The following is a 19312-nucleotide window of genomic DNA, read 5'->3' as shown; positions in this document are numbered from 1 at the left end:
CTGGCCGGGGCCGCGGCTCAGCCGGTGGGCTTGACCACCCGGGCGGGCACCCCCGCGACCATGGTCCCGGGCGGCACGTCATGGGTGACCACCGCACCGGCGGCGACGACCGAGCCCGCCCCGATGGTCACGCCCTGGGTGACCACGGCGCACGCTCCGATCCACACGTCGTCCTCAAGGACGACCGGCGCGAAGGAGAGGTACTCGCGGCGCTCGGCCAGCGGCAGCGGGTGCCCGCCGGTGATGAGACTGACCCGGGGCCCGATCATGACGCCGTCGCCGATGCGGATCCCGCCCCGGTCCATGAACGTGCAGCCCTGGTTGACGAAGACGTTCTTTCCGAACGTCGTGTTGAGCCCGTACTCGGTGTAGAACGGCGGATAGATCGTCACCGAGTCCGGCAGCGGGCCGCCGAATACAACGGACAGGAGTTCCGCGCGGGCCTCGCTGTCGCTGAACGGCAGCACGTTCAGCCGGGAGGTCGCGTCGGTCACCTCCCTGATCCGTTCCGCGTGGCGCGTGAACTCGGTGCTGTGCACATACATGATCTCGTCGGTGCGGGTAGACATGCGCCGATCCCAGCACCCCGCCGGACGGGCGAGCAAACAACGCTCCCTGCCGCCCTGCCACAACCGCTGGTTGTGGCACTAGGGTGAACCGCCGTGGATGTCGACGCCCTGCGCACCTTCGTGGCCGTGGCCGAGACCGGCCAGTTCCAGGCCGCCGCCGACGAACTCGGCATCAGCCAGCAGGCGGTCTCCAAGCGCCTCGCACGCCTGGAGCGGCACCTGGGGGTCACCCTGCTGGCACGCACCCCCCGCGGCTCCCGGCTGCGGCTGGACGGGCAGGTCTTCCTGCCGCACGCCCGGCAGGTCCTGGCCGCCGTCGAGCGGGCCGAGCGGGCCGTGCGCCCCGGCCAGCGCCCGCTGCGCGTGGACGTCCTCAACCCCCGCATCGCCCCCGCCCAGGCGGTCTACCGGTTCTACCGCGACCATCCCGGCACCGCCCTGGACGCGGTCACCCTGGACGGCGAGAACGCCGCACAGGCGGCGCGCGCCGTGCGGGAAGGCGCCCTCGACGCCTCGTTCCGGGCCCTGGCGGCCGCGCAGGTGCCGGCCGGGCTGCGCGCCGAACGGCTCCTGGACACGCCCCTGGAGCTGCTCGTCGGCCCCCGCCACCCGCTGGCGGACGCCAGCTGGGTGCGGCCCGCGGACCTGGCCGGCCACCGGATCTGGATCCCCGGCATCAGGCCGGGCACGGAATGGGCGGCCTTCTACGAGGCGCTGTCGCACGACTTCGGCCTGAGCATCGACGCGCTCGGCCCCAGCTTCGGCGACGAGGCCCTGATGGACGCGCTCGCCGACTCCGGCGCGCTGGCCACCCTCGTCGGCAGCGGCGACCGGTACCTGTGGCCGCACTCCCACGACCTGCGGCGCATCCCGCTGCGGGAGCCGGCCCCGGTCTACCCGCACGTCCTGCTCTCCCGGGCCGGGGACCCGCACCCGGTGCTCGCCGCGCTGCGTGCCTGCCTGCGCGCCGCGCGGCCACGGCCCGAGGCGGACGAGGGCGGGGTGTGGGTACCCGGCTGGGTGGTGCGGTGACTAGGCGACGTTGACGCGCTGGCCGGGCGGGGCCGCCTCCAGCCAGGCGAGGAACCCGGTCAGCGCGTCCTCGCTCATCGCCAGCTCGATGTCGTGCGAGTCGTGGCGGCAGCTGAGGACCACCGCGCCGGGCAGCAGCGCCAGCTCCTCATCGCCGTGCGGGCGGCGCCGGTCGCGGACCTGGATGCGGTCGCGCTGGAGCGTCTGCCGCGGGCGCGGGGAGTAGGAGAAGACACGGAACCACTCGACGTGGTCCCCGTTGTACCGGGCCACCCCGTACAGCCAGTTCTTGCCGGGCGACTGGCCCGCGCGCGGCGGCCGGAACCGGGCGCTGCAGTCGAAGGTGCCGCCCGAGCGCTGGATCACCCGGCGGCGCACGCCGAAGCCGAACAGGCCGAGCACCAGCAGCCCCAGCACGGCTCCTGCCGCGGCAAGAAAGGCGAGGACCATTCCGTTCGACCTCCTCGCCTCGTCCTGCTCCGGTATGTCCCCTGCGATAGTGCAGAAAACGCCCCCGGGCCTTGCAGGCCCGGGGGCGCGGTGTCAGCTGCCCGCCGTGACGGCGCCGAGGCGCACCTCGGCACGCCGTTCGGCGGCCGTGTCTGAGGCGGCTTTCGCCTGTTCCAGGGCGCGCTGGGCACGCTCCACGTCGATCTCCTCGGCCAGCTCGGCGACCTCGGCGAGCAGCGTCAGCTTACCGTCCGTGTAGGACAGGAAGCCGCCGTGCACAGCCGCGATGACCGTGCCTTCCCCGCTCTCGCCCGTGGTCCGGATGGTCACAGGCCCCGACTCCAGCACGCTGAGCACCGGCTGGTGGCCGGGCATGATGCCGATGTCGCCCGTGGTGATACGCGCCACGACCAGGCTGGCCTTACCGGACCAGACCTGCCGGTCGGCGGCGACCAACTCGACGTGCAGCTCAGCCACGATGGCTCCTCATCCCCTGGGTAACCCCTGGATTCTCGGTCGAAGGATAGTGGGTACCGGCGCGGTACTCGCGGGCGGGGGCCGGGACGCGGGCAGCCGCGCCCCGGCCCCCGGTGCGCGTCAGGAGACGCCCAGCTTCTTGGCCTTGGCCTTCAGGTCGTCCAGGCCACCGCACATGAAGAACGCCTGCTCGGGGTAGTGGTCGAACTCCCCGTCGGCGATCGCGTTGAACGCGGCGATCGACTCGTCGAGCGGCACGTCCGAGCCGTCGAGGCCGGTGAACTGCTTCGCCGCGTGGGTGTTCTGCGACAGGAAGCGCTCGATCCGGCGGGCACGGTGGACGGTGAGCTTGTCCTCTTCGCTCAGCTCGTCGATACCGAGAATCGCGATGATGTCCTGGAGGTCCTTGTACTTCTGCAGGATCCCCTTGACCCGGGAGGCGCACTCGTAGTGCTCCTTCGAGATGTACCGCGGGTCCAGGATGCGCGACGTCGAGTCCAGCGGGTCCACCGCCGGGTAGATGCCCTTTTCGGAGATGGGCCGGGAGAGCACCGTGGTGGCGTCCAGGTGGGCGAAGGTGGTCGCCGGCGCCGGGTCCGTCAGGTCGTCCGCCGGGACGTAGATCGCCTGCATCGAGGTGATGGAGTGGCCGCGCGTGGAGGTGATGCGCTCCTGGAGCACGCCCATCTCGTCGGCGAGGTTCGGCTGGTAACCCACGGCCGAGGGCATGCGGCCCAGCAGCGTGGACACCTCGGAGCCGGCCTGCGTGAAGCGGAAGATGTTGTCGATAAAGAACAGCACGTCCTGCTTCTGCACGTCGCGGAAGTACTCCGCCATCGTCAGGCCGGCCAGGGCGACGCGCAGACGGGTGCCCGGGGGCTCGTCCATCTGCCCGAAGACCAGCGCGGTCTGCGGCAGAACGCCGGACTCCTCCATCTCGACGATCAGGTCGTTGCCCTCGCGGGTGCGCTCGCCCACGCCCGCGAAGACGGAAACGCCCTCGTGCAGCTTGGCCACACGCATGATCATTTCCTGGATGAGCACGGTCTTGCCGACGCCCGCGCCGCCGAACAGACCGATCTTGCCGCCCTTGACGTAGGGGGTCAGCAGGTCGATGACCTTCAGACCGGTCTCGAACATCTCGGTCTTCGACTCGAGCTGGTCGAAGGCGGGGGCCTTGCGGTGGATCTCCCACCGCTCGGTGACCTCGGCCTCGGCCTCCGGCTCGTTCAGGATGCGGCCCAGGGTGTCGAACACCCGGCCCTTGGTGACGTCACCGACCGGCACGGTGATGCCCTTGCCGGTGTCCGTCACCGGGGCCTGGCGGACCAGGCCGTCGTTCGGGCCCAGGCAGATGGTGCGCACCAGGCCGTCGCCGAGGTGCTGCGCGACCTCCAGCGTCAGCGTCCTGGTCTGCCCCTTGACGGCGGGGTCGGCGACCTCCACCGTCAGTGCGTTGTAGATGTCAGGCATCGCGTCGACGGGAAACTCCACGTCGACGACCGGGCCCCTCACGGTAGCGACGCGGCCAGTCGCAGGAGCCTTGGTGGTGGCCGCCTCAGCAGCAGTAGTCATGGTTGTCAGTCACTCCCGGCGGTCGCGTCGGCCAAGGCGTTGGCGCCACCGACGATCTCGCTGATTTCCTGGGTGATATCGGCCTGGCGGGCCTGGTTGGCAAGCCGCGTCAGCGACTTGATGAGCTCCTCGGCGTTGTCCGTCGCCGACTTCATGGCGCGGCGGCGGGCAGCGTGCTCGGACGCGGCGGCCTGGAGCAGCGCGTTGTAGATACGGCTCTCGACGTACCGCGGCAGCAGGGCGTCGAGCACCTGCTCCGCCGACGGCTCGAACTCGTACAGCGCGTGCGGCTGCTCACCACGCTGGAAGACCTCCGCCGACTCCTTCGCCGACTTGTCGAAGGTGAGCGGCAGCATCCGCTGCTCCACCGGCGTCTGCGTCATCATCGACACGAACTGTGTGAAGGCGATGTGCAGCTCGTCGACGCCGCCGTCGGCGCTGTCACGCCCGACCGCCTCGATCAGCGGCGCCGCCACCCGCTTGGCGTCCGCGTACTGCGGGTTGTCGGTGAAGCCCGTCCAGGACTCGACGACGGGGCGCTCGCGGAAGGAGAAGTACGACACGCCCTTGCGGCCGACGACGTAGGTGTCGACCTCCTTGCCCTCGCTGACGAGCTGGCTGATCAGGTGCTCCCCCGCCTTGATGGCGTTGGCGGAGTACGCACCCGCCTGCCCGCGGTCGCTGGTGAGCACCAGGACGGCGGCGCGGCGCGGCCGCTCGGCCTCCGTCGTCAGCGGGTGCTTGACGTCGGTGCCGTGCGCCACGGCCGTCACCGCGTCCGTCAGCGCGGTGGCGTAGGGCGTGGAGGCGTTGACCTGCCGCTGCGCCTTGATGATGCGCGAAGCCGCGATCATCTCCATCGCCTTGGTCATCTTCTTGATCGCGCCGACCGACTTGATGCGGCGCTTGTACTCACGGAGCTGGGAGCCCATGGATCAGCCCTCGCCCAGCAGCTTGCCGTCCGAGGTCTCGAACTGCTTCTTGAACTCGGTCACCGCGCTGCGGATGGCCTCGATGGTCTCGTCGGACATCTTGCCGCCCTCGCGGATCGAGGTCAGCAGGTCCTTGTGCTCCCGGCCGAGGTAGTCGAGCATCTCCCGCTCGAAGCGGCGGATGTCCTCGACCGGAACGTCGTCCATCAGGCCGTTGGTGCCCGCCCAGATCGAGACCACCTGGTGCTCGGTGGGGTACGGGTTGTACTGGTCCTGCTTGATCAGCTCGGTCACGCGGCGACCGCGCTCCAGGGCCGCCTTGGAGGCCGCGTCCAGGTCGGAACCGAAGGCGGCGAACGCCTCCAGCTCACGGAACTGGGCGAGGTCCACGCGCAGCGAACCGGTGATCTGCCGGATCGCCTTGTGCTGGGCGGAGCCACCGACGCGGGAGACGGAGATACCGACGTTCAGCGCCGGCCGCTGCCCGGCGTTGAACAGGTCGGACTCCAGGAAGCACTGGCCGTCGGTGATGGAGATGACGTTGGTCGGGATGAACGCCGAGACGTCGTTGGCCTTCGTCTCGACGATCGGCAGACCGGTCATCGAGCCGCCGCCCATGTCGTCCGACAGCTTCGCGCAGCGCTCCAGCAGGCGGGAGTGCAGGTAGAAGACGTCACCCGGGTAGGCCTCACGGCCCGGCGGGCGGCGCAGCAGCAGCGAGACAGCGCGGTAGGCGTCGGCCTGCTTCGACAGGTCGTCGAAGACGATCAGCACGTGCTTGCCGCCGTACATCCAGTGCTGGCCGATGGCCGAGCCGGCGTAGGGCGCGATGTACTTGAAGCCGGCCGGGTCGGACGCCGGGGCGGCGACGATCGTCGTGTACTCCAGGGCGCCGGACTCCTCCAGCGCGCTGCGGACGCTGGCGATCGTGGAGCCCTTCTGGCCGATCGCCACGTAGATGCAGCGGACCTGGCGGGCCGGGTCGCCGGAGCGCCAGTTGTCACGCTGGTTGATGATCGTGTCGACCGCGAGGGCCGTCTTGCCCGTCTGCCGGTCACCGATGATCAGCTGGCGCTGGCCGCGGCCGATGGGGGTCATCGTGTCCACGGCCTTGTAGCCGGTCTCCATCGGCTCATGCACCGACTTGCGCTGCATGACGGTGGGAGCCTGGAGCTCCAGGGCGCGGCGGCCCTCGGTCTTGATCTCGCCGAGGCCGTCGACCGGGTTGCCCAGCGGGTCGACGACGCGGCCCAGGTAGCCGTCGCCGACGCCGACGGACAGCACCTCGCCGGTGCGGCGGACCGACTGGCCCTCCTCGATGCCGCTGAACTCGCCGAGGATGACGACGCCGATCTCCCGCTCCTCGAGGTTGAGGGCGAGGCCGAGGGTGCCGTCCTCGAACTCCAGCAGTTCGTTCGCCATCGCCGAGGGCAGCCCCTCGACCTTCGCGATGCCGTCACCGGCAACGCTGACCGTCCCGACCTCTTCCCGCGAGGCCGCGTCCGGCGTGTACGACTGGACGAAGTTCTCCAGTGCGTCCCGGATCTCATCCGGCCGGATCGTGAGCTCCGCCATCTGGGTTCCCTGCTCTCCTTGTTGGGCCCGTAAGTTCGTCCACTACGGCCCAACTCGGGCCGCTTCGTGCATGTTGAGTTGGTAAGCGCCCTGGTTACAGGGCGCGGCCGCGCCGGACCGTCAGCCGGCCATCCGCCGGTTCACCTCGTCGAGGCGGTCGGCGATGGTGCCGTGGATGACCTCGTCGCCGATCCGCACCGAGACCCCGCCGAGCACCGCCGGGTCCACGTCGCAGTTCAGCTGGATCTCGCGGCCGTAGAGCCGTGCCAGCGCCGCGCCGAGCCGCTCCCGCTGGGTGTCGCTGAGCGGCACCGCGGTGGTGACGACGGCGACGGACCGGTCCCGCCGGGCCGCGGCCAGCGTGCACAGTGCGTCGATGCCACCCTCAAGGCTACGGCCTCGCGGCTGTTCCACGAGGCGGGTCACAAGCCGCACCGTGGTGGCGTGCGCCTTGCCCTCGAGCAGCTCCCGCACCAGGGCGGTCTTGGCGGCCCTGGCCTGGTCGCTGTCGTCCCGGAGGGTCAGCGCCCCGCGCAGCTCGGCCGACGTGGCGACGGTCCGCCCGAAGCGGAACAGCTCGTCCTCCACCGCCTCCAGCGTGCCGTCCCGGTCCGCGGCGATGAGGTCGGCGGTGTCCGCCAGCTCCTCGATCGCGTCGACCAGGTCCCGGGCGGCGGACCACCGGGAACGGACCATGCCGGAGACCAGGTCGGTGGTCTCGCCGCCGACCCTGCCGCCCAGCAGCCGGCCGACCAGCTCGGCCTTGGCCTCGCCCGGCTGCGCCGGGTCGGTGAGCACCCGCCGGAGCGCGACCTCGCGGTCGAGCAGCGCGGTGACGGCCGCCAGCTCCTCGGCCAGGACGGCCGCGTCCACGCTGGTGTTGTCCGTCAGCGCGTTCAGGCGCTCGCGCGCCGCGTCCAGCGCCTCACGGCTTGCGCCGATCACGTGCGGTCACGCTCCTTTCCGCTCGCCGTTGCCCAGGTCACGGGTCATGCCCGGGCCTCGGATTCCGACGACGAGGCGGAAGCGGCCTGGGCCTTTGCCTCCAGCTCGTCGAGGAAACGGTCGATGGTGCGGCTCTGCCGGGCGTGGTCCTCCAGGGACTCCCCGACCAGCCGCCCGGCCAGCTCGATGGCCAGCCTGCCGACGTCCTGCCGCAGCAGCTCGGCGGCCTGCTTGCGGTCGGCCGCGATCTGCGCGTGGCCGGCGGCGATGATCTCCTCACGCTGCCGCTGGCCCTCCTCACGCATCTCAGCGATGAGGGCGGCGCCCTGCTCCTGCGCCTCCTGGCGCATGCGGGCCGCCTCGTGGCGGGCCTCGGCGAGCTGCTCCTTGTAGCTCTCCAGGGTCTGCCGCGCCTCGGCCTGCGCCGCCTCGGCCTTCTCCATGCCGCCTTCGATGGCCTGCCGCCGCTCCTCCAGCGCCTTGTTAATAGACGGGACGAGCTTCTTGTAGAAGACGAAGAAGATGACGCCGAAGCAGATCAGGCCGATGACGATTTCCGGCACCACCGGCAGCACGGGGTTCTGGGGCTCTTCCGCCGCCAGGTGATTCAGCATGGTGGGACTCCCGTCCGTAGTGGCGTCGCTGCCGTCGCTGCGGGCGTCAGATGGCGAACGCCAGCACGAAGCCCATCAGCGCCAGGGCCTCGACCACGGCGAAGCCGAGCAGCATGTTCTGGCGGATGAGGCCGGCGGCCTCGGGCTGGCGGGCGATGGCCTGGACGCCGTTACCGAAGATGATGCCGATGCCGACACCGGGGCCGATGGCGGCGAGGCCGAAGCCGAGGGTGTTGAGGTTGCCTTCGACCTGGGCGAGGGTGTCGAGAGCGTTGGACATGTCCGTTTCGATCCTTCTCTATGGTGGGCCCGGTGGGGGTTGGCCACCGGAAGTCTTGTCGGTCAGTGCGCCTCTTCGAGCGCCTGGGAGATGTAGGTCGCGGTCAGCACGGTGAAGACGTACGCCTGCAGCGCCTGGATGAACATCTCGAAGACGGTCAGCAGCAGGGTCATGATCAGGGACGTCGCCGAGTAGAACGTGCCGACGACCGACCCCAGCATGTACCAGGTGCCGATGATGAAGACCAGCAGCAGCAGGTGCCCGGCGAACATGTTGGCGAAGAGCCGGACGGTCAGGGTCAGCGGCCGCAGGAAGACGTTCGAGACGAACTCGATGGGCGTCAGGATGACGTAGATGCCCTTGGGCAGTCCGCTGGGGACGCACAGGTTCCGCAGGCCGCCGACGAAACCGTTGTTCTTGAACGTGAGGGTCATGTAGGTGACCCACACGATCAGCACCAGCGCGGCGGGGTAGGCGATGACCGAGGTCGCGGGGAACTGGGCGAACGGAATGACCGCCCAGAGATTCATAATCCAGACAAAGAAGAACAGTGAGACGAGCAGCGGCACATAAGGCTCGGCCTTCTTGCCGATCGTCTCCCGGGCGATGCCCCGGCGCACGAAGTCGTACAGCACCTCGGCGAGGAGCTGGAACTTGCCCGGCACCACCTTGGGGTTGGCGAACGCCTTCCAGAAGAAACCGATGACCACCAGCGTGCTGAGGAGCACCAGTGCCATCGGCTTGTTGAACTCGAAGGAGCCGATGGTGAAGAGCGGCTCGAAGATGAACGACCACTCAGACGGGGCGGGGAAGCCGCAGTCCTGGAACAGATGGCAGTCGGTCTCGAAGGCGAGCGTCTGGTCGCTATTCACCGTGTGCTCCCTCGGCGTGACGCATGGATACGGCAACCTCGTGTGTCGGCGTGGCGGGCCGCCACGGAACGGCACTGGACTGGGTGGGCGGGAGAAGAACCGGTCGTCGCAAGCGGCGCGCTAGGCGCGCGGGACCGAGGTCAGCGGCTCCCGGCGACGGACGATAGCAGCCCGCCGCGACGTTCCGTATACCGGCCCCCGGGCCATGAGCAGCCAGGCGGGACCGGTTCATGACGAGCCGCCCCGGGCGGCGGCCGAGGAGCGCGGCTCGACGTACGGGGTCTTCAGCGTCATGTGCATGCGGGCCTGGCCGCCCAGCCAGGCTGCCGTGCCCACGACCACGCCCACGGCGAAGGCTCGCCCGTGCAGGAACGAGGCGTCCCGCAGCATCAGAAGCAGGAGCAGCAACAGGCCCATCTGCGTCGTGTAGATGACGAAAGCCGCGCCGAAGAACAGGTCGGGCCAGCGCTTGCCCACGTAGCTGAGGGTGAGCAGGCCGAAACCGAAGAAGGCGGCGGCGACCAGCACGCCAAGCCCCGCTCCGACCGCGCCGTCCGCCCCCGCCGTCACCGCGCCGGCGACGACGGCGAGCGCACCGGCCACGGCAGTGGGAATCGCGGCGCCGCGGATGATCCGGGCGTCGTTGGACTGCATGTGATGTGCTCTCCGGCGGCTTTGGGGACTGTCGTCGTTGACGAGCGAAATCGCTGGCGCCCCGAGCGTGGGCGCCGACTCGTGAACGCTATCACAAACTATTTGATGAGGTCTTTACCTCGACCGTGTGGAGGAACTCACACGAGTGGGTGATCTTTCGGCGTTGCGTGCTGACGAACAGCGCTTTGCCTGGTAGAGGAGGCTGCCGCGGCGCCTTTCTTACGACCGTGTATCGATCTTGCGCCGGGGGGCGAACCGGTGCCGGCTGCCCACCGCCGTCGCCCCGTGCGGCCTGCGGCCGGTACCCAGGCGCTGCGCCGTGCCGGGCGCCGGACCGGGCGCTGTGCCGGGCTGTCCCGGCCCGGGCTCCCCTGGCCCGGGTGCCGGGCCGGCCGCCTCCCGCCGCGGCTGCCCGGCCCCGCCGCCGCCCTCGCCGCCGTCCGTGCCGTCCGTGCTGTCCTGGTCAACCTGGTCGTCTGCCCCCTCGGCTCCGCCGTCACCGCCGTCACCGCCGCCGGTCCCGGCGTTCCTCCGGAAGGCCCGGCCGGCCAGGCGGCGGCGCCGCAGCCGGTAGCGCGGCGGCAGCAGGCGCTCCGCCCAGGCCACCCGGCGGGCCGTGAACGCCGGCATCAGCAGGATCACCAGCCCCACCGCGCTGAGGACGACCACCACCGGCACCAGCCAGGCGGCGCCGTACCCGGAGCGCACCGAGAAGCCGACGGTGCCGAAGGCGATGAGCGCCGACCAGAAGTACATGATGAGCACGGCGCGGCTCTGCGAGTGCCCGATCTCCAGCAGCCGGTGGTGCAGGTGGCCGCGGTCCGCGCTGAACGGCGACCGGCCGTTCCAGGTGCGGCGGACGATCGCCATCACCAGGTCGACGAACGGCACCGCGATGATCATCAGCGGCAGCAGCAGCGGGATGTACACCGGCACCATCTCGACGACACCGGCCCGCTCCGACCCGGCGAACAGCGCCATGGCGTCCGGGTCGACCTGCCCGGTGATGGACACGGCGCCCGCCGCCAGCACCAGGCCGAGCAGCATCGACCCCGAGTCGCCCATGAAGATCCGGGCGGGGTTCATGTTGTGCGGCAGGAAGCCCACGCACATGCCCACCAGCACCGCCGAGAACAGCGTGGCCGGCGCGGCGGCCTCGATGCCGTAGCCGTACCAGATGCGGTACGCGTACAGGAAGAACGCCGCCGCCGCGATCCCGACCATGCCGGCCGCCAGGCCGTCGAGCCCGTCGATGAAGTTCACCGCGTTGATGGTGATGACGACGATCGCGACCGTCAGCAGCGTGCCCTGCAACGGGGTGACGGCGACCATGCCGACGGTGGGGATGGGCAGCCACAGGATCGTCAGGCCCTGGAGCACCATGACGCCCGCCGCGATCATCTGGAGGCCCAGCTTGACCAGGGCGTCCACGCCCCACTTGTCGTCCAGCACGCCGATGAACCAGATCAGCCCGGCGGCCGTCAGCAGCGCCCGCGGCTCGTCGGAGAGCCGGAACACCTCGCTGACGTTGGTGAGCTGCGAGGCGACCAGCAGCCCCGCACACAGCCCGCCGAACATCGCGATCCCGCCGAGGCGGGGCGTGGGCTCCCGGTGCACGTCCCGCGCGCGGATCGGGGGCATGGCGCCGATCGCGATGGCGAACTTCCGCACCGGCCCGGTCAGCAGATAGGTCACGGCCGCGGCGGCGCAGAGCGTCAACAGGTATTCCCGCACAAGCTGCCCCAGAGGTCTCGCTGGTCTACCGCGCAACACCTTCTCATGCCCGCGCCCGGTGCGGCGGTGACGGCCCCGGTGCCGTTGGCCCCAAGGCTAAGCCAGCGCGGCGGCGGGCGCGTTACCGTCCCGCGGGCACACCGGTGAGCGCGGTGATCACCGGGTCCAGCGCGGTGCGGATCTCCTCGCCGATGGACCGGAAGTACGGTATCGGCGCCCCGTACGGATCGGGTACCTCGTCCGCCTCGGCGCTGGGCGCCAGCAGCCAGCCGCGCAGCGCCGCCGCCGCCCTGGCCAGCGCGCGGGCGCGCTCCACCAGGCCGCCCGGCGCGGGGCGCGGCGCGGGCAGGGTCGCCGCGTCGATGGCGCCGACCAGCCGGGTGAACTCCTTGAGCGTGAACGTGCGCAGCCCGGCCGAGTGGCCCATCGAGATGACCTGGGCGCGGTGTTCGCGGGTCGCGGTCAGCACCAGGTCGGCCTCGATGACGTGCTCGTCCAGCAGCTCTCTGCCGTGGAAGCCGTGCGGGTCGGCGCCGAACTCGGCCAGCACCTGCGCGGCGTGCTCCTCCATGGGCGCGCCCTCGTGGCCCCAGGTGCCCGCGCTCTCCACGATGAGGCCGCCGCCCGGTTCCTGGTCGCCGAGCCGCTGCCGCAGTGCCTGCCGCGTCAGCCGCTCGGTCATCGGCGAGCGGCAGACGTTGCCGGTGCTGACGTACAGGATCCGGAAGACGGGCGCCTGGGGCGCGCGGGGGGCCGGGACGCGGTGCGGCGTCGCCGGCAGGCCGTGCGGCTCACGCATGCCGGCCAGGCCGGGTATGTGGGTGTCGGCGGAGGTGTCCAACGGCGCCGTCAATGGGGGATCTCCAGGTCGGGGACAACCTTGCGCAGCTCGTCCTCGCTGACGGCACCGGCGCGCAGCAGCTTCGGAGTGGCGCCGGTGACGTCGACGATCGCGGACGGCACGGCATCGGGCGTGGGCCCGCCGTCGAGGTAGACGGCGACCGCGTCGCCGAGCATCTCGCGGGCGGCGGCGCAGTCCTGGGGGGCGGGGCGGCCGGTGAGGTTGGCGCTGGAGACGGCCATCGGGCCGACGTCCTTGAGCAGTTCGAGCGCCACCGGGTGCAGCGGCATGCGGACGGCGACGGTGCCGCGGGTCTCGCCCAGGTCCCAGGTCAGGGACGGCTGGTGGCGGGCGACGAGCGTGAGCGCGCCCGGCCAGAAGGCGTCGACCAGCTCCCACGCCTTCTCCGGGAAGCCGGTGACCAGGCCGTGGAGGGTGTTGGGGGAGCCGACGAGCACCGGGGAGGGCATGCCGCGTCCGCGTCCCTTGGCCTGGAGCAGATCGCCCACGGCCGTCTTGTTGAACGCGTCGGCGCCGATGCCGTACACGGTGTCGGTGGGAAGCACGACCAGGTCGCCCCGGCGGACGGCAGCCGCCGCCTCCCGCAGGCCGTGCCTGCGGTCCGCTTCCTCCGCGCAGTCGTATCGCCGTGCCATGGTGGAACGTCCTCCTCGATGAGCCTCTGCTTGCGCCGCCGGCGCGTTACCGCGCGACCCGGCGGGCGGTGGCGAAGCGGGGCCGGTTGTTGAGATCCGGGTGGTCCGCGGCGTCGGCCCAGCCGCGGTCCTCGGTGAAGATCCAGGGGACCTGGCCGCCCTGGGTGTCGGCGTGCTCGATGACGACCAGTCCCCCGGGGCGCAGCAGCCGGTGGGCCGCGCGCTCCAGGCCCCGGATGACGTCCAGGCCGTCCTCGCCGGAGAACAGCGCGATGCCGGGGTCGTACTCACGGGCCTCGGGGGCGACGTGCTCCCACTCCGTGAGGGGGATGTACGGGGGGTTGGAGATCACCAGGTCGACCTGGCCGGTCAGTTCCGGCAGGGCGGTGCGCGCGTCGCCCTGGTGGAGCGTGACGCGGCTGGCCTCCGGGACGCGCTCGGCGTTCTTCCTGGCCCACTCCAGGGCGCGCTCGTCCAGCTCCACGGCGTGCACGGTGGCGCGCGGCACCTCCTGTGCCAGGGCGAGCGCGATGGCGCCGGAGCCCGTGCACAGGTCGACGATGAGCGGCTCGGCCACGTCCATGGCGCGCACCGCGTCTATCGCCCAGCCGACGACCGATTCGGTCTCCGGCCGGGGGACGAACACGCCCGGGCCTACCGCGAGTTCCAGGTAGCGGAAGTAGGCGCGCCCGGTGATGTGCTGGAGCGGCTCGCGGGCCTCGCGGCGCGCGACGGCCTCCCAGTAGCGGGCGTCGAAGTCGGCGTCCGCGACGGTGTGGAGCCGGGAGCGGTCCGTGCCGTGCACGAACGCAGCCAGCTCCTCCGCGTCGTAGCGCGGTGAGGGCACGCCGGCGTCGGCCAGCCGCTGGGTGGCCCGGGCCACCTCGGCGAGCAGCAGCGACCGGCGGGACGACGGGCGCGGGGACGACGGGGACCGGGATGGCACAGTCACAGGGCCCACCTTACGGTCCTTCCGGCTCAGTGCGCCGCCGCCAGCCTGGCGGCCGAATCGGCGTCCACACACGCCTGGATGACGGCGTCGAGCTCGCCGTCGAGCACCTGGTCCAGGTTGTACGCCTTGTAGCCGACCCGGTGGTCGGAGATGCGGTTCTCGGGGAAGTTGTAGGTCCGCACCCGCTCGGAGCGGTCCACGGTGCGCACCTGGCTGCGGCGGGCGTCGGACGCCTCGCGGTCGGCCTCTTCCTGGGCGGCGGCGAGCAGCCGGGCGCGCAGGATCCGCATCGCCTGCTCCCGGTTCTGGAGCTGGCTCTTCTCGTTCTGGCAGGAGACGACGATGCCGGTGGGCAGGTGGGTGATGCGCACGGCGGAGTCGGTGGTGTTCACGGACTGGCCGCCGGGGCCGGAGGAGCGGTAGACGTCCACGCGCAGGTCGCTGGGGTTGATCTCGACCTCGACCTCCTCGGCCTCGGGCAGCACGAGCACGCCCGCGGCGGAGGTGTGGATGCGGCCCTGCGACTCGGTGGCGGGGACGCGCTGCACGCGGTGGACGCCGCCTTCGAACTTCATCCGGGCCCACACGCCCTGGCCGGGGCGGGGCGTGCCCCGGGACTTGATCGCCACGGAGACGTCCTTGTAGCCGCCGAGGTCGGAGGGGTTGCTGTCGATGATCTCGGTCTGCCAGCCGGAGCGCTCGGCGTAGCGCAGGTACATGCGCAGCAGGTCGCCGGCGAAGAGCGCGGACTCCTCGCCGCCCTCGCCCGCCTTGATCTCCAGGATGACGTCCTTAGCGTCGTTGGGGTCGCGCGGGACGAGCAGCAGCCGCAGCTCGTCGGTGAGGCGCTCGTGGCGGGCCTGGAGCTCCTTGAGCTCGCCAGCGAACTCGGCGTCTTCGGCGGCGAGTTCGCGTGCCGCCTCGATGTCCTCCGCGTTCTGGCGCCAGGCACGGTAGGCGGTGACGACGCCGGTCAGTTCGGCGTAGCGCCGGCTGAGCTTTCGCGCGGTGGCCTGGTCGGCGTGCACGGCCGGGTCGGCCAGCCGCCGTTCGAGGTCGGCGTGCTCGCCGATGAGTTCCTCGACCGCCTCGAACATGGTGGGTGCTCCTGGGACGCTAGCGGAGAAGTCGGAGGGGGACGCGAAAAGCGCCGGTCCCCGCCGCTGCGCGCCCAGGACACAAGCCTGGAACGGCACGGCCGAGGTCCGGCGCCCCGCGCGTCGCTACTTCCGGGTCGAGCCGGCGTTCTTGCCGAAGCGGGCCTCGAAGCGGGCCACGCGGCCACCGGTGTCGAGGATCTTCTGCTTGCCGGTGTAGAAGGGGTGGCACTCGGAGCAGATGTCAGCGCGGATGCTGCCCTCGGTGACGGTGCTGCGAGTGGTGAACGAGGCGCCGCAGGTGCAGCTCACCTGGGTCACGACGTACTCGGGGTGAATGTCGCGCTTCACGGTGTTACTCCTTGGATCGCGGAGCCGCCGGGTCGGCATCGCCGGATGCGTGCCGTGAACCGGAGCCAGCGCACCAGTGTGCCAGCACTGGTGCTCGCCCTCCAAAACGGTCCCGGGTTCCCCGGTATTCCCCGCGCGCGGCGCGGTTCAGCGGGCGCGTGTGACGACGCCGGGGGTGCCCTCCTCCTCGGCGGCGGAGCCCCTGGTGGCCGAGGCGGGCACGGGCTCGTCGCGCCGCAGGGCGTGCCAGACCTGCGCGCACTGCGGCTCCAGCGGCAGGACGCGGTTGCCGTCGGCCGGGTCGTAGCGCACGGGCACGGTCAGCATGCGCATGTTGTCGGGGCCGATGGTGTGGAGGGTGCGGCCGAGGGCGGTCAGGGCGCTGACGGACGCCAGCTGGGAGTCGGTGGTGACGGCGGAGGTGGCGGCGGCGGCGAGATCGTAGAGCCGCTTGGGATCGGCGAGCAGGCCGATGCTGCCGATCTGCTCGGCGAGTGCCCGCAGGAACTCGTGCTGGAGCCCGATGCGGCCCAGGTCGCTGCCGTCGCCGATGGCCTTCCGGGTGCGGACCAGGGCGAGCGCCTGCTCGCCGTCGAGGGTGTGGCTGCCGGCGGGGAGGCTGAGGTGGCTGTCGGCGTCGTCGATGGGCTCACGGGTGGTGATGTCGACGCCGCCGAGGGTGTCGATGAGCTTCTCGAAGCCCTGGAAGTCGATCTCGATGTAGTGGTCGATCCGTACGCCGGTGAACCGTTCCACGGTCTTGACCGCGCAGGCGGGGCCGCCGATGGCGTAGGCCTCGTTGAACATCGCGGCCCGGGCGGGCGGCGCGGTGGTGCCGTCCGGGCGCTGGCAGGCGGGGCGGGGGACGAGCGTGTCCCGGGGGATGGAGACCAGGGTCGCGCCGTCGCGGTCCTCGTTGAGGTGGACGATCATGGCGGTGTCGGCGCGGGCCTCGCCCGAGGGGCTGCCGTGGGCGCCGCCGGCGCCGGGGCGGGCGTCGGAGCCGAGCACGAGGATGTCCTGCGAGCCGTTGGGGCTGTCCTCGGGGCGGTCGCCGCCGAGGGCGGCGTTGATGTCCACGTGCGCGATGTTGCCGTCAAGCCGGTGGTAGAGGATCACGGCGCCGGTCGCGGCCAGCAGCACCACGGAGAGGACGGCGACCGCGGCGGCCCAGAGCAGACGACGGCGACGGGGACGTATCCGGGTCATTCACCCATTTTGCCCTGATATGCCGGATGACGCCTGCCGGGAGCGGGGCGGGCCGGCGCCGCCGCACCGCGCACGGGGCGCCCGCTGGCCTGGTGGCCGGCGGGCGCCCCGGTGTGACGGCGGGCTGCGGTGCGGGGTCAGTCGTTGCCGTTGCCCGGCGTCGGCGTCGTCTTCTGGATCTGGAGCAGGAACTCCGCGTTGGACTTGGTCTTCTTCATCCGGTCCAGCAGCAGCTCGATGGCCTGCTGCTGGTCCAGGGCGTGCAGCACGCGGCGGAGCTTCCAGACGATGGACAGCTCCTCGCCGCCCATGAGGATCTCCTCGCGGCGGGTGCTGGAGGCGTCGACGTCCACCGCGGGGAAGATCCGCTTCTCCGCGAGCTTCCGGTCGAGCTTCAGCTCCATGTTGCCGGTGCCCTTGAACTCCTCGAAGATCACCTCGTCCATCCGCGAGCCCGTCTCGACGAGCGCGGTGGCCAGGACCGTCAGGGAGCCGCCGTCCTCGATGTTCCGCGCGGCGCCGAAGAACTTCTTCGGCGGGTACAGCGCAGCCGAGTCGACACCACCGGAGAGGATCCGGCCGGAGGCGGGCGCCGCCAGGTTGTAGGCGCGGCCCAGACGGGTGATGCCGTCGAGCAGCACGACCACGTCGTGCCCCAGCTCCACCAGGCGCTTGGCCCGCTCGATGGCGAGCTCGGCGACCGTGGTGTGGTCCTCGGACGGCCGGTCGAACGTCGAGGAGATGACCTCGCCCTTGACCGAGCGCTGCATGTCCGTGACCTCTTCGGGCCGCTCGTCGACGAGCACGACCATCAGGTGGCACTCGGGGTTGTTGCGCGTGATCGAGTTGGCGATCGACTGCATGATCATGGTCTTGCCCGCCTTGGGCGGGGACACGATCAGACCGCGCTGTCCCTTGCCGATCGGGGAGATCAGGTCGATGATCCGGCCCGTCAGGTTCCCCGGGTCGGTCTCCAGCCGCAGCCGCTCCTGCGGGTACAGCGGCGTCAGCTTGGTGAACTCGGGCCGGGACCGGCTGGCCTCGGGCGGCATGCCGTTGACCGAGTCGAGCCGCACCAGCGCGTTGAACTTCTCGCGCCGCTCGCCCTCCTTGGGCTGCCGCACGGCGCCGGTGACGTGGTCACCCTTGCGCAGGCCGTTCTTGCGGACCTGGGCGAGGGAGACGTAGACGTCGTTCGGTCCCGGCAGGTAGCCGGAGGTGCGCACGAAGGCGTAGTTGTCGAGGATGTCGAGGATGCCCGCGACGGGGATCAGGACGTCGTCCTCGGCGATCTGCGGCTCGGCGAGGTCGTCGCGGTTGCGGCGGCCCCGGCGGTCGCGGTACCGGCTCCGGCGGCCCCGGCGGCCGCCCTCGAAGTCATCACCCCGGCCGCCCTGGCCCTGGCCGCCGCCCTGGCCCTGGTTCTGGCCGTCGCCCTTGCCGCCCTTGCCGCGGTTGCGCTCGCGCTTGGACTGGCGCTCCTGGCCGCCGTCGGACTTGTCGCTCTTGCCGCCCTGCTGACCGCCCTCGGACCTGTCCTTGCCCCCCTGGCCGCCCTGCTGGTTCTGGCCCTGGTTCTGCTGGCCCTCGGCCTTGCCGCCGTCACCCTTGGCTGCCTCAGCCTTCCCGGAGTCCCCCTTGCCGGCGTCAGCCTTGGCGTCAGACGCGGCGTCATCGGACTTGGCAGCGGACTTGGCAGCAGCCTTGCCGCCCTTGTCCCCGGCGGGCTCGGCCTTGGCGGCGGTCTCGGACGGCCCGGACGGCCCGGACGCCGCCTTCGCGCCGGCCCGGTCCCCGCCCTTGCCCGCGGCGGACTCCGCCTGACCGGGGATGTCGATCTGCTGCTGGGCGGCGCTGTCCTCACCGGTCCTGGCCCGCGAGGTGGCCCGGCGCTTCGGCTTCTCCGCTTGCTGCGCGCCGTTCGCCGCCTCGGCGGAGGAGGCACCGCCGCCGGCGGCCTGCTTCTCCTTGATGACCTCGATCAGCTGGCTCTTGCGCATGCGCGCGGTCCCCCTGATCCCCAGCGCGGAGGCGATCTGCTGAAGCTCAGCCAGAACCATGCCCTCGAGGCCGGTACCGGAGCGCCGACGCCGCGGCGCGGCGCTGGCGGCGGGGGCTTCCGTGGCAGACGGGGTGGCATCACCGGCAGTCTTGTCGGCGCTGTCGGCACTCACGCCCATCAGATCGGTGGTGTCGCTCACGAAGGGTCCTTCCCTGGAGCGGACGTCGGCCTGTCTGGCTCGGCGACCGGTCGTGCTGTCCGGCTGCGGCCCGATGTCCGTTCGGACCTGCCGGTGCGGTAATCCGCCCGCTGTCTAGCGGCGGAAGATCATTTGAAGGTGATTCTCAGTGGTCCGGCCTATCGCGGGTACGGCCCGCGCATCGCCGCACCATTCCGGAGCGTGCTCGGCGCTACCAGGCAGGCTGCTCAGGCAGATGAGAGGAGGCTCCCGGAAGAATCGGTCCCAGAATGGGCACCTGGAGTACCAGGCCCCAC

At 71.3% G+C, this 19312-nt stretch carries 20 protein-coding genes; 1 reads left to right on the top strand and 19 read right to left on the bottom strand.

The window, feature by feature from the left end; all coding sequences use genetic code 11:
• Positions 1-17 precede the first annotated feature (17 nt).
• Positions 18-569, bottom strand: a complete 552-nt coding sequence (locus tag JK356_RS01405; protein WP_374100581.1) for a sugar O-acetyltransferase — start codon at positions 567-569, stop codon at positions 18-20.
• A gap of 93 nt (positions 570-662) precedes the next feature.
• Between JK356_RS01405 and JK356_RS01400 the strand changes: the two genes are divergently transcribed.
• A complete protein-coding gene (locus JK356_RS01400) occupies positions 663-1601 on the top strand; it encodes a LysR family transcriptional regulator (RefSeq protein WP_201865582.1) in 939 nt (312 codons plus the stop codon).
• Here JK356_RS01400 and JK356_RS01395 read toward each other — a convergent pair whose 3' ends face one another.
• From JK356_RS01395 to rho, 18 genes are all read right to left on the bottom strand, one after another.
• Positions 1602-2051, bottom strand: coding sequence for a DUF2550 domain-containing protein (locus JK356_RS01395; RefSeq protein ID WP_201865581.1), 450 nt, complete (start codon positions 2049-2051; stop codon positions 1602-1604).
• A 93-nt stretch (positions 2052-2144) separates the two neighbouring features.
• Positions 2145-2528 (bottom strand): F0F1 ATP synthase subunit epsilon, encoded by a 384-nt coding sequence (locus JK356_RS01390; RefSeq protein ID WP_201865580.1) that lies wholly within the window; start codon positions 2526-2528, stop codon positions 2145-2147.
• A gap of 120 nt (positions 2529-2648) precedes the next feature.
• A complete protein-coding gene (gene atpD / locus JK356_RS01385) occupies positions 2649-4103 on the bottom strand; it encodes a F0F1 ATP synthase subunit beta (protein ID WP_201865579.1) in 1455 nt (484 codons plus the stop codon).
• Between the two features lie 5 nt (positions 4104-4108).
• Positions 4109-5035 carry a F0F1 ATP synthase subunit gamma gene (locus JK356_RS01380; protein ID WP_201865578.1) on the bottom strand — a complete coding sequence of 309 codons (927 nt, stop codon included), beginning with the start codon at positions 5033-5035 and terminating at the stop codon, positions 4109-4111.
• A gap of 3 nt (positions 5036-5038) precedes the next feature.
• On the bottom strand, positions 5039-6610 hold the full coding sequence (gene atpA, locus JK356_RS01375) for a F0F1 ATP synthase subunit alpha (protein ID WP_201865577.1): 1572 nt from the start codon (positions 6608-6610) through the stop codon (positions 5039-5041).
• A gap of 120 nt (positions 6611-6730) precedes the next feature.
• A complete protein-coding gene (locus tag JK356_RS01370; RefSeq protein ID WP_201865576.1) occupies positions 6731-7555 on the bottom strand; it encodes a F0F1 ATP synthase subunit delta in 825 nt (274 codons plus the stop codon).
• Positions 7556-7599: 44 nt separating this feature from the next.
• The gene (locus tag JK356_RS01365) at positions 7600-8169 is read right to left on the bottom strand and encodes a F0F1 ATP synthase subunit B (protein ID WP_201865575.1); all 570 of its coding nucleotides are present in this window, start codon (positions 8167-8169) and stop codon (positions 7600-7602) included.
• A 46-nt stretch (positions 8170-8215) separates the two neighbouring features.
• Positions 8216-8449 carry an ATP synthase F0 subunit C gene (gene atpE / locus JK356_RS01360; RefSeq protein WP_201865574.1) on the bottom strand — a complete coding sequence of 78 codons (234 nt, stop codon included), beginning with the start codon at positions 8447-8449 and terminating at the stop codon, positions 8216-8218.
• 62 nt (positions 8450-8511) lie between these two features.
• Positions 8512-9321, bottom strand: coding sequence for a F0F1 ATP synthase subunit A (gene atpB, locus JK356_RS01355; RefSeq protein ID WP_201865573.1), 810 nt, complete (start codon positions 9319-9321; stop codon positions 8512-8514).
• Positions 9322-9549: 228 nt separating this feature from the next.
• Positions 9550-9975 (bottom strand): hypothetical protein, encoded by a 426-nt coding sequence (locus tag JK356_RS01350; RefSeq protein WP_201865572.1) that lies wholly within the window; start codon positions 9973-9975, stop codon positions 9550-9552.
• Between the two features lie 219 nt (positions 9976-10194).
• Positions 10195-11709: an MraY family glycosyltransferase gene (locus tag JK356_RS01345; protein WP_201865571.1), complete on the bottom strand. Its 1515-nt coding sequence runs from the start codon at positions 11707-11709 to the stop codon at positions 10195-10197.
• 121 nt (positions 11710-11830) lie between these two features.
• Positions 11831-12508 carry a protein-tyrosine-phosphatase gene (locus JK356_RS01340; RefSeq protein ID WP_201865723.1) on the bottom strand — a complete coding sequence of 226 codons (678 nt, stop codon included), beginning with the start codon at positions 12506-12508 and terminating at the stop codon, positions 11831-11833.
• 50 nt (positions 12509-12558) lie between these two features.
• A complete protein-coding gene (locus tag JK356_RS01335; RefSeq protein WP_201865570.1) occupies positions 12559-13206 on the bottom strand; it encodes an L-threonylcarbamoyladenylate synthase in 648 nt (215 codons plus the stop codon).
• Between the two features lie 46 nt (positions 13207-13252).
• The gene (gene prmC, locus JK356_RS01330) at positions 13253-14152 is read right to left on the bottom strand and encodes a peptide chain release factor N(5)-glutamine methyltransferase (protein WP_201865722.1); all 900 of its coding nucleotides are present in this window, start codon (positions 14150-14152) and stop codon (positions 13253-13255) included.
• Between the two features lie 32 nt (positions 14153-14184).
• Entirely contained in the window at positions 14185-15255 is a 1071-nt protein-coding gene (gene prfA / locus JK356_RS01325; protein ID WP_201865569.1) for a peptide chain release factor 1, read from the bottom strand.
• A 126-nt stretch (positions 15256-15381) separates the two neighbouring features.
• Positions 15382-15606 carry a 50S ribosomal protein L31 gene (rpmE, locus tag JK356_RS01320; RefSeq protein WP_201865568.1) on the bottom strand — a complete coding sequence of 75 codons (225 nt, stop codon included), beginning with the start codon at positions 15604-15606 and terminating at the stop codon, positions 15382-15384.
• Positions 15607-15753: 147 nt separating this feature from the next.
• Positions 15754-16815: an LCP family protein gene (locus tag JK356_RS01315; protein ID WP_201865567.1), complete on the bottom strand. Its 1062-nt coding sequence runs from the start codon at positions 16813-16815 to the stop codon at positions 15754-15756.
• Positions 16816-16952: 137 nt separating this feature from the next.
• Entirely contained in the window at positions 16953-19016 is a 2064-nt protein-coding gene (gene rho / locus JK356_RS01310) for a transcription termination factor Rho (protein ID WP_201865566.1), read from the bottom strand.
• Positions 19017-19312 lie beyond the last annotated feature (296 nt).

Origin of the sequence: Streptomyces sp. 7-21 (genome assembly GCF_016741785.1) — a bacterium.
GTDB lineage: Bacteria > Actinomycetota > Actinomycetes > Streptomycetales > Streptomycetaceae > Streptomyces.
This window is presented reverse-complemented; position numbering and strand designations above follow the sequence as displayed.

Bases quoted from the DNA above. Each gene is read 5' to 3' on its own strand.
- JK356_RS01405 (WP_374100581.1), bottom strand. From the start codon at position 569: ATGTCTACCCGCACCGACGAGATCATGTATGTGCACAGCACCGAGTTC.
- JK356_RS01395 (WP_201865581.1), bottom strand. From the start codon at position 2,051: ATGGTCCTCGCCTTTCTTGCCGCGGCAGGAGCCGTGCTGGGGCTGCTG.
- atpD (WP_201865579.1), bottom strand. From the start codon at position 4,103: ATGACTACTGCTGCTGAGGCGGCCACCACCAAGGCTCCTGCGACTGGC.
- JK356_RS01380 (WP_201865578.1), bottom strand. From the start codon at position 5,035: ATGGGCTCCCAGCTCCGTGAGTACAAGCGCCGCATCAAGTCGGTCGGC.
- atpA (WP_201865577.1), bottom strand. From the start codon at position 6,610: ATGGCGGAGCTCACGATCCGGCCGGATGAGATCCGGGACGCACTGGAG.
- JK356_RS01365 (WP_201865575.1), bottom strand. From the start codon at position 8,169: ATGCTGAATCACCTGGCGGCGGAAGAGCCCCAGAACCCCGTGCTGCCG.
- atpE (WP_201865574.1), bottom strand. From the start codon at position 8,449: ATGTCCAACGCTCTCGACACCCTCGCCCAGGTCGAAGGCAACCTCAAC.
- JK356_RS01350 (WP_201865572.1), bottom strand. From the start codon at position 9,975: ATGCAGTCCAACGACGCCCGGATCATCCGCGGCGCCGCGATTCCCACT.
- JK356_RS01340 (WP_201865723.1), bottom strand. From the start codon at position 12,508: ATGCGTGAGCCGCACGGCCTGCCGGCGACGCCGCACCGCGTCCCGGCC.
- JK356_RS01335 (WP_201865570.1), bottom strand. From the start codon at position 13,206: ATGGCACGGCGATACGACTGCGCGGAGGAAGCGGACCGCAGGCACGGC.
- prfA (WP_201865569.1), bottom strand. From the start codon at position 15,255: ATGTTCGAGGCGGTCGAGGAACTCATCGGCGAGCACGCCGACCTCGAA.
- JK356_RS01315 (WP_201865567.1), bottom strand. From the start codon at position 16,815: ATGACCCGGATACGTCCCCGTCGCCGTCGTCTGCTCTGGGCCGCCGCG.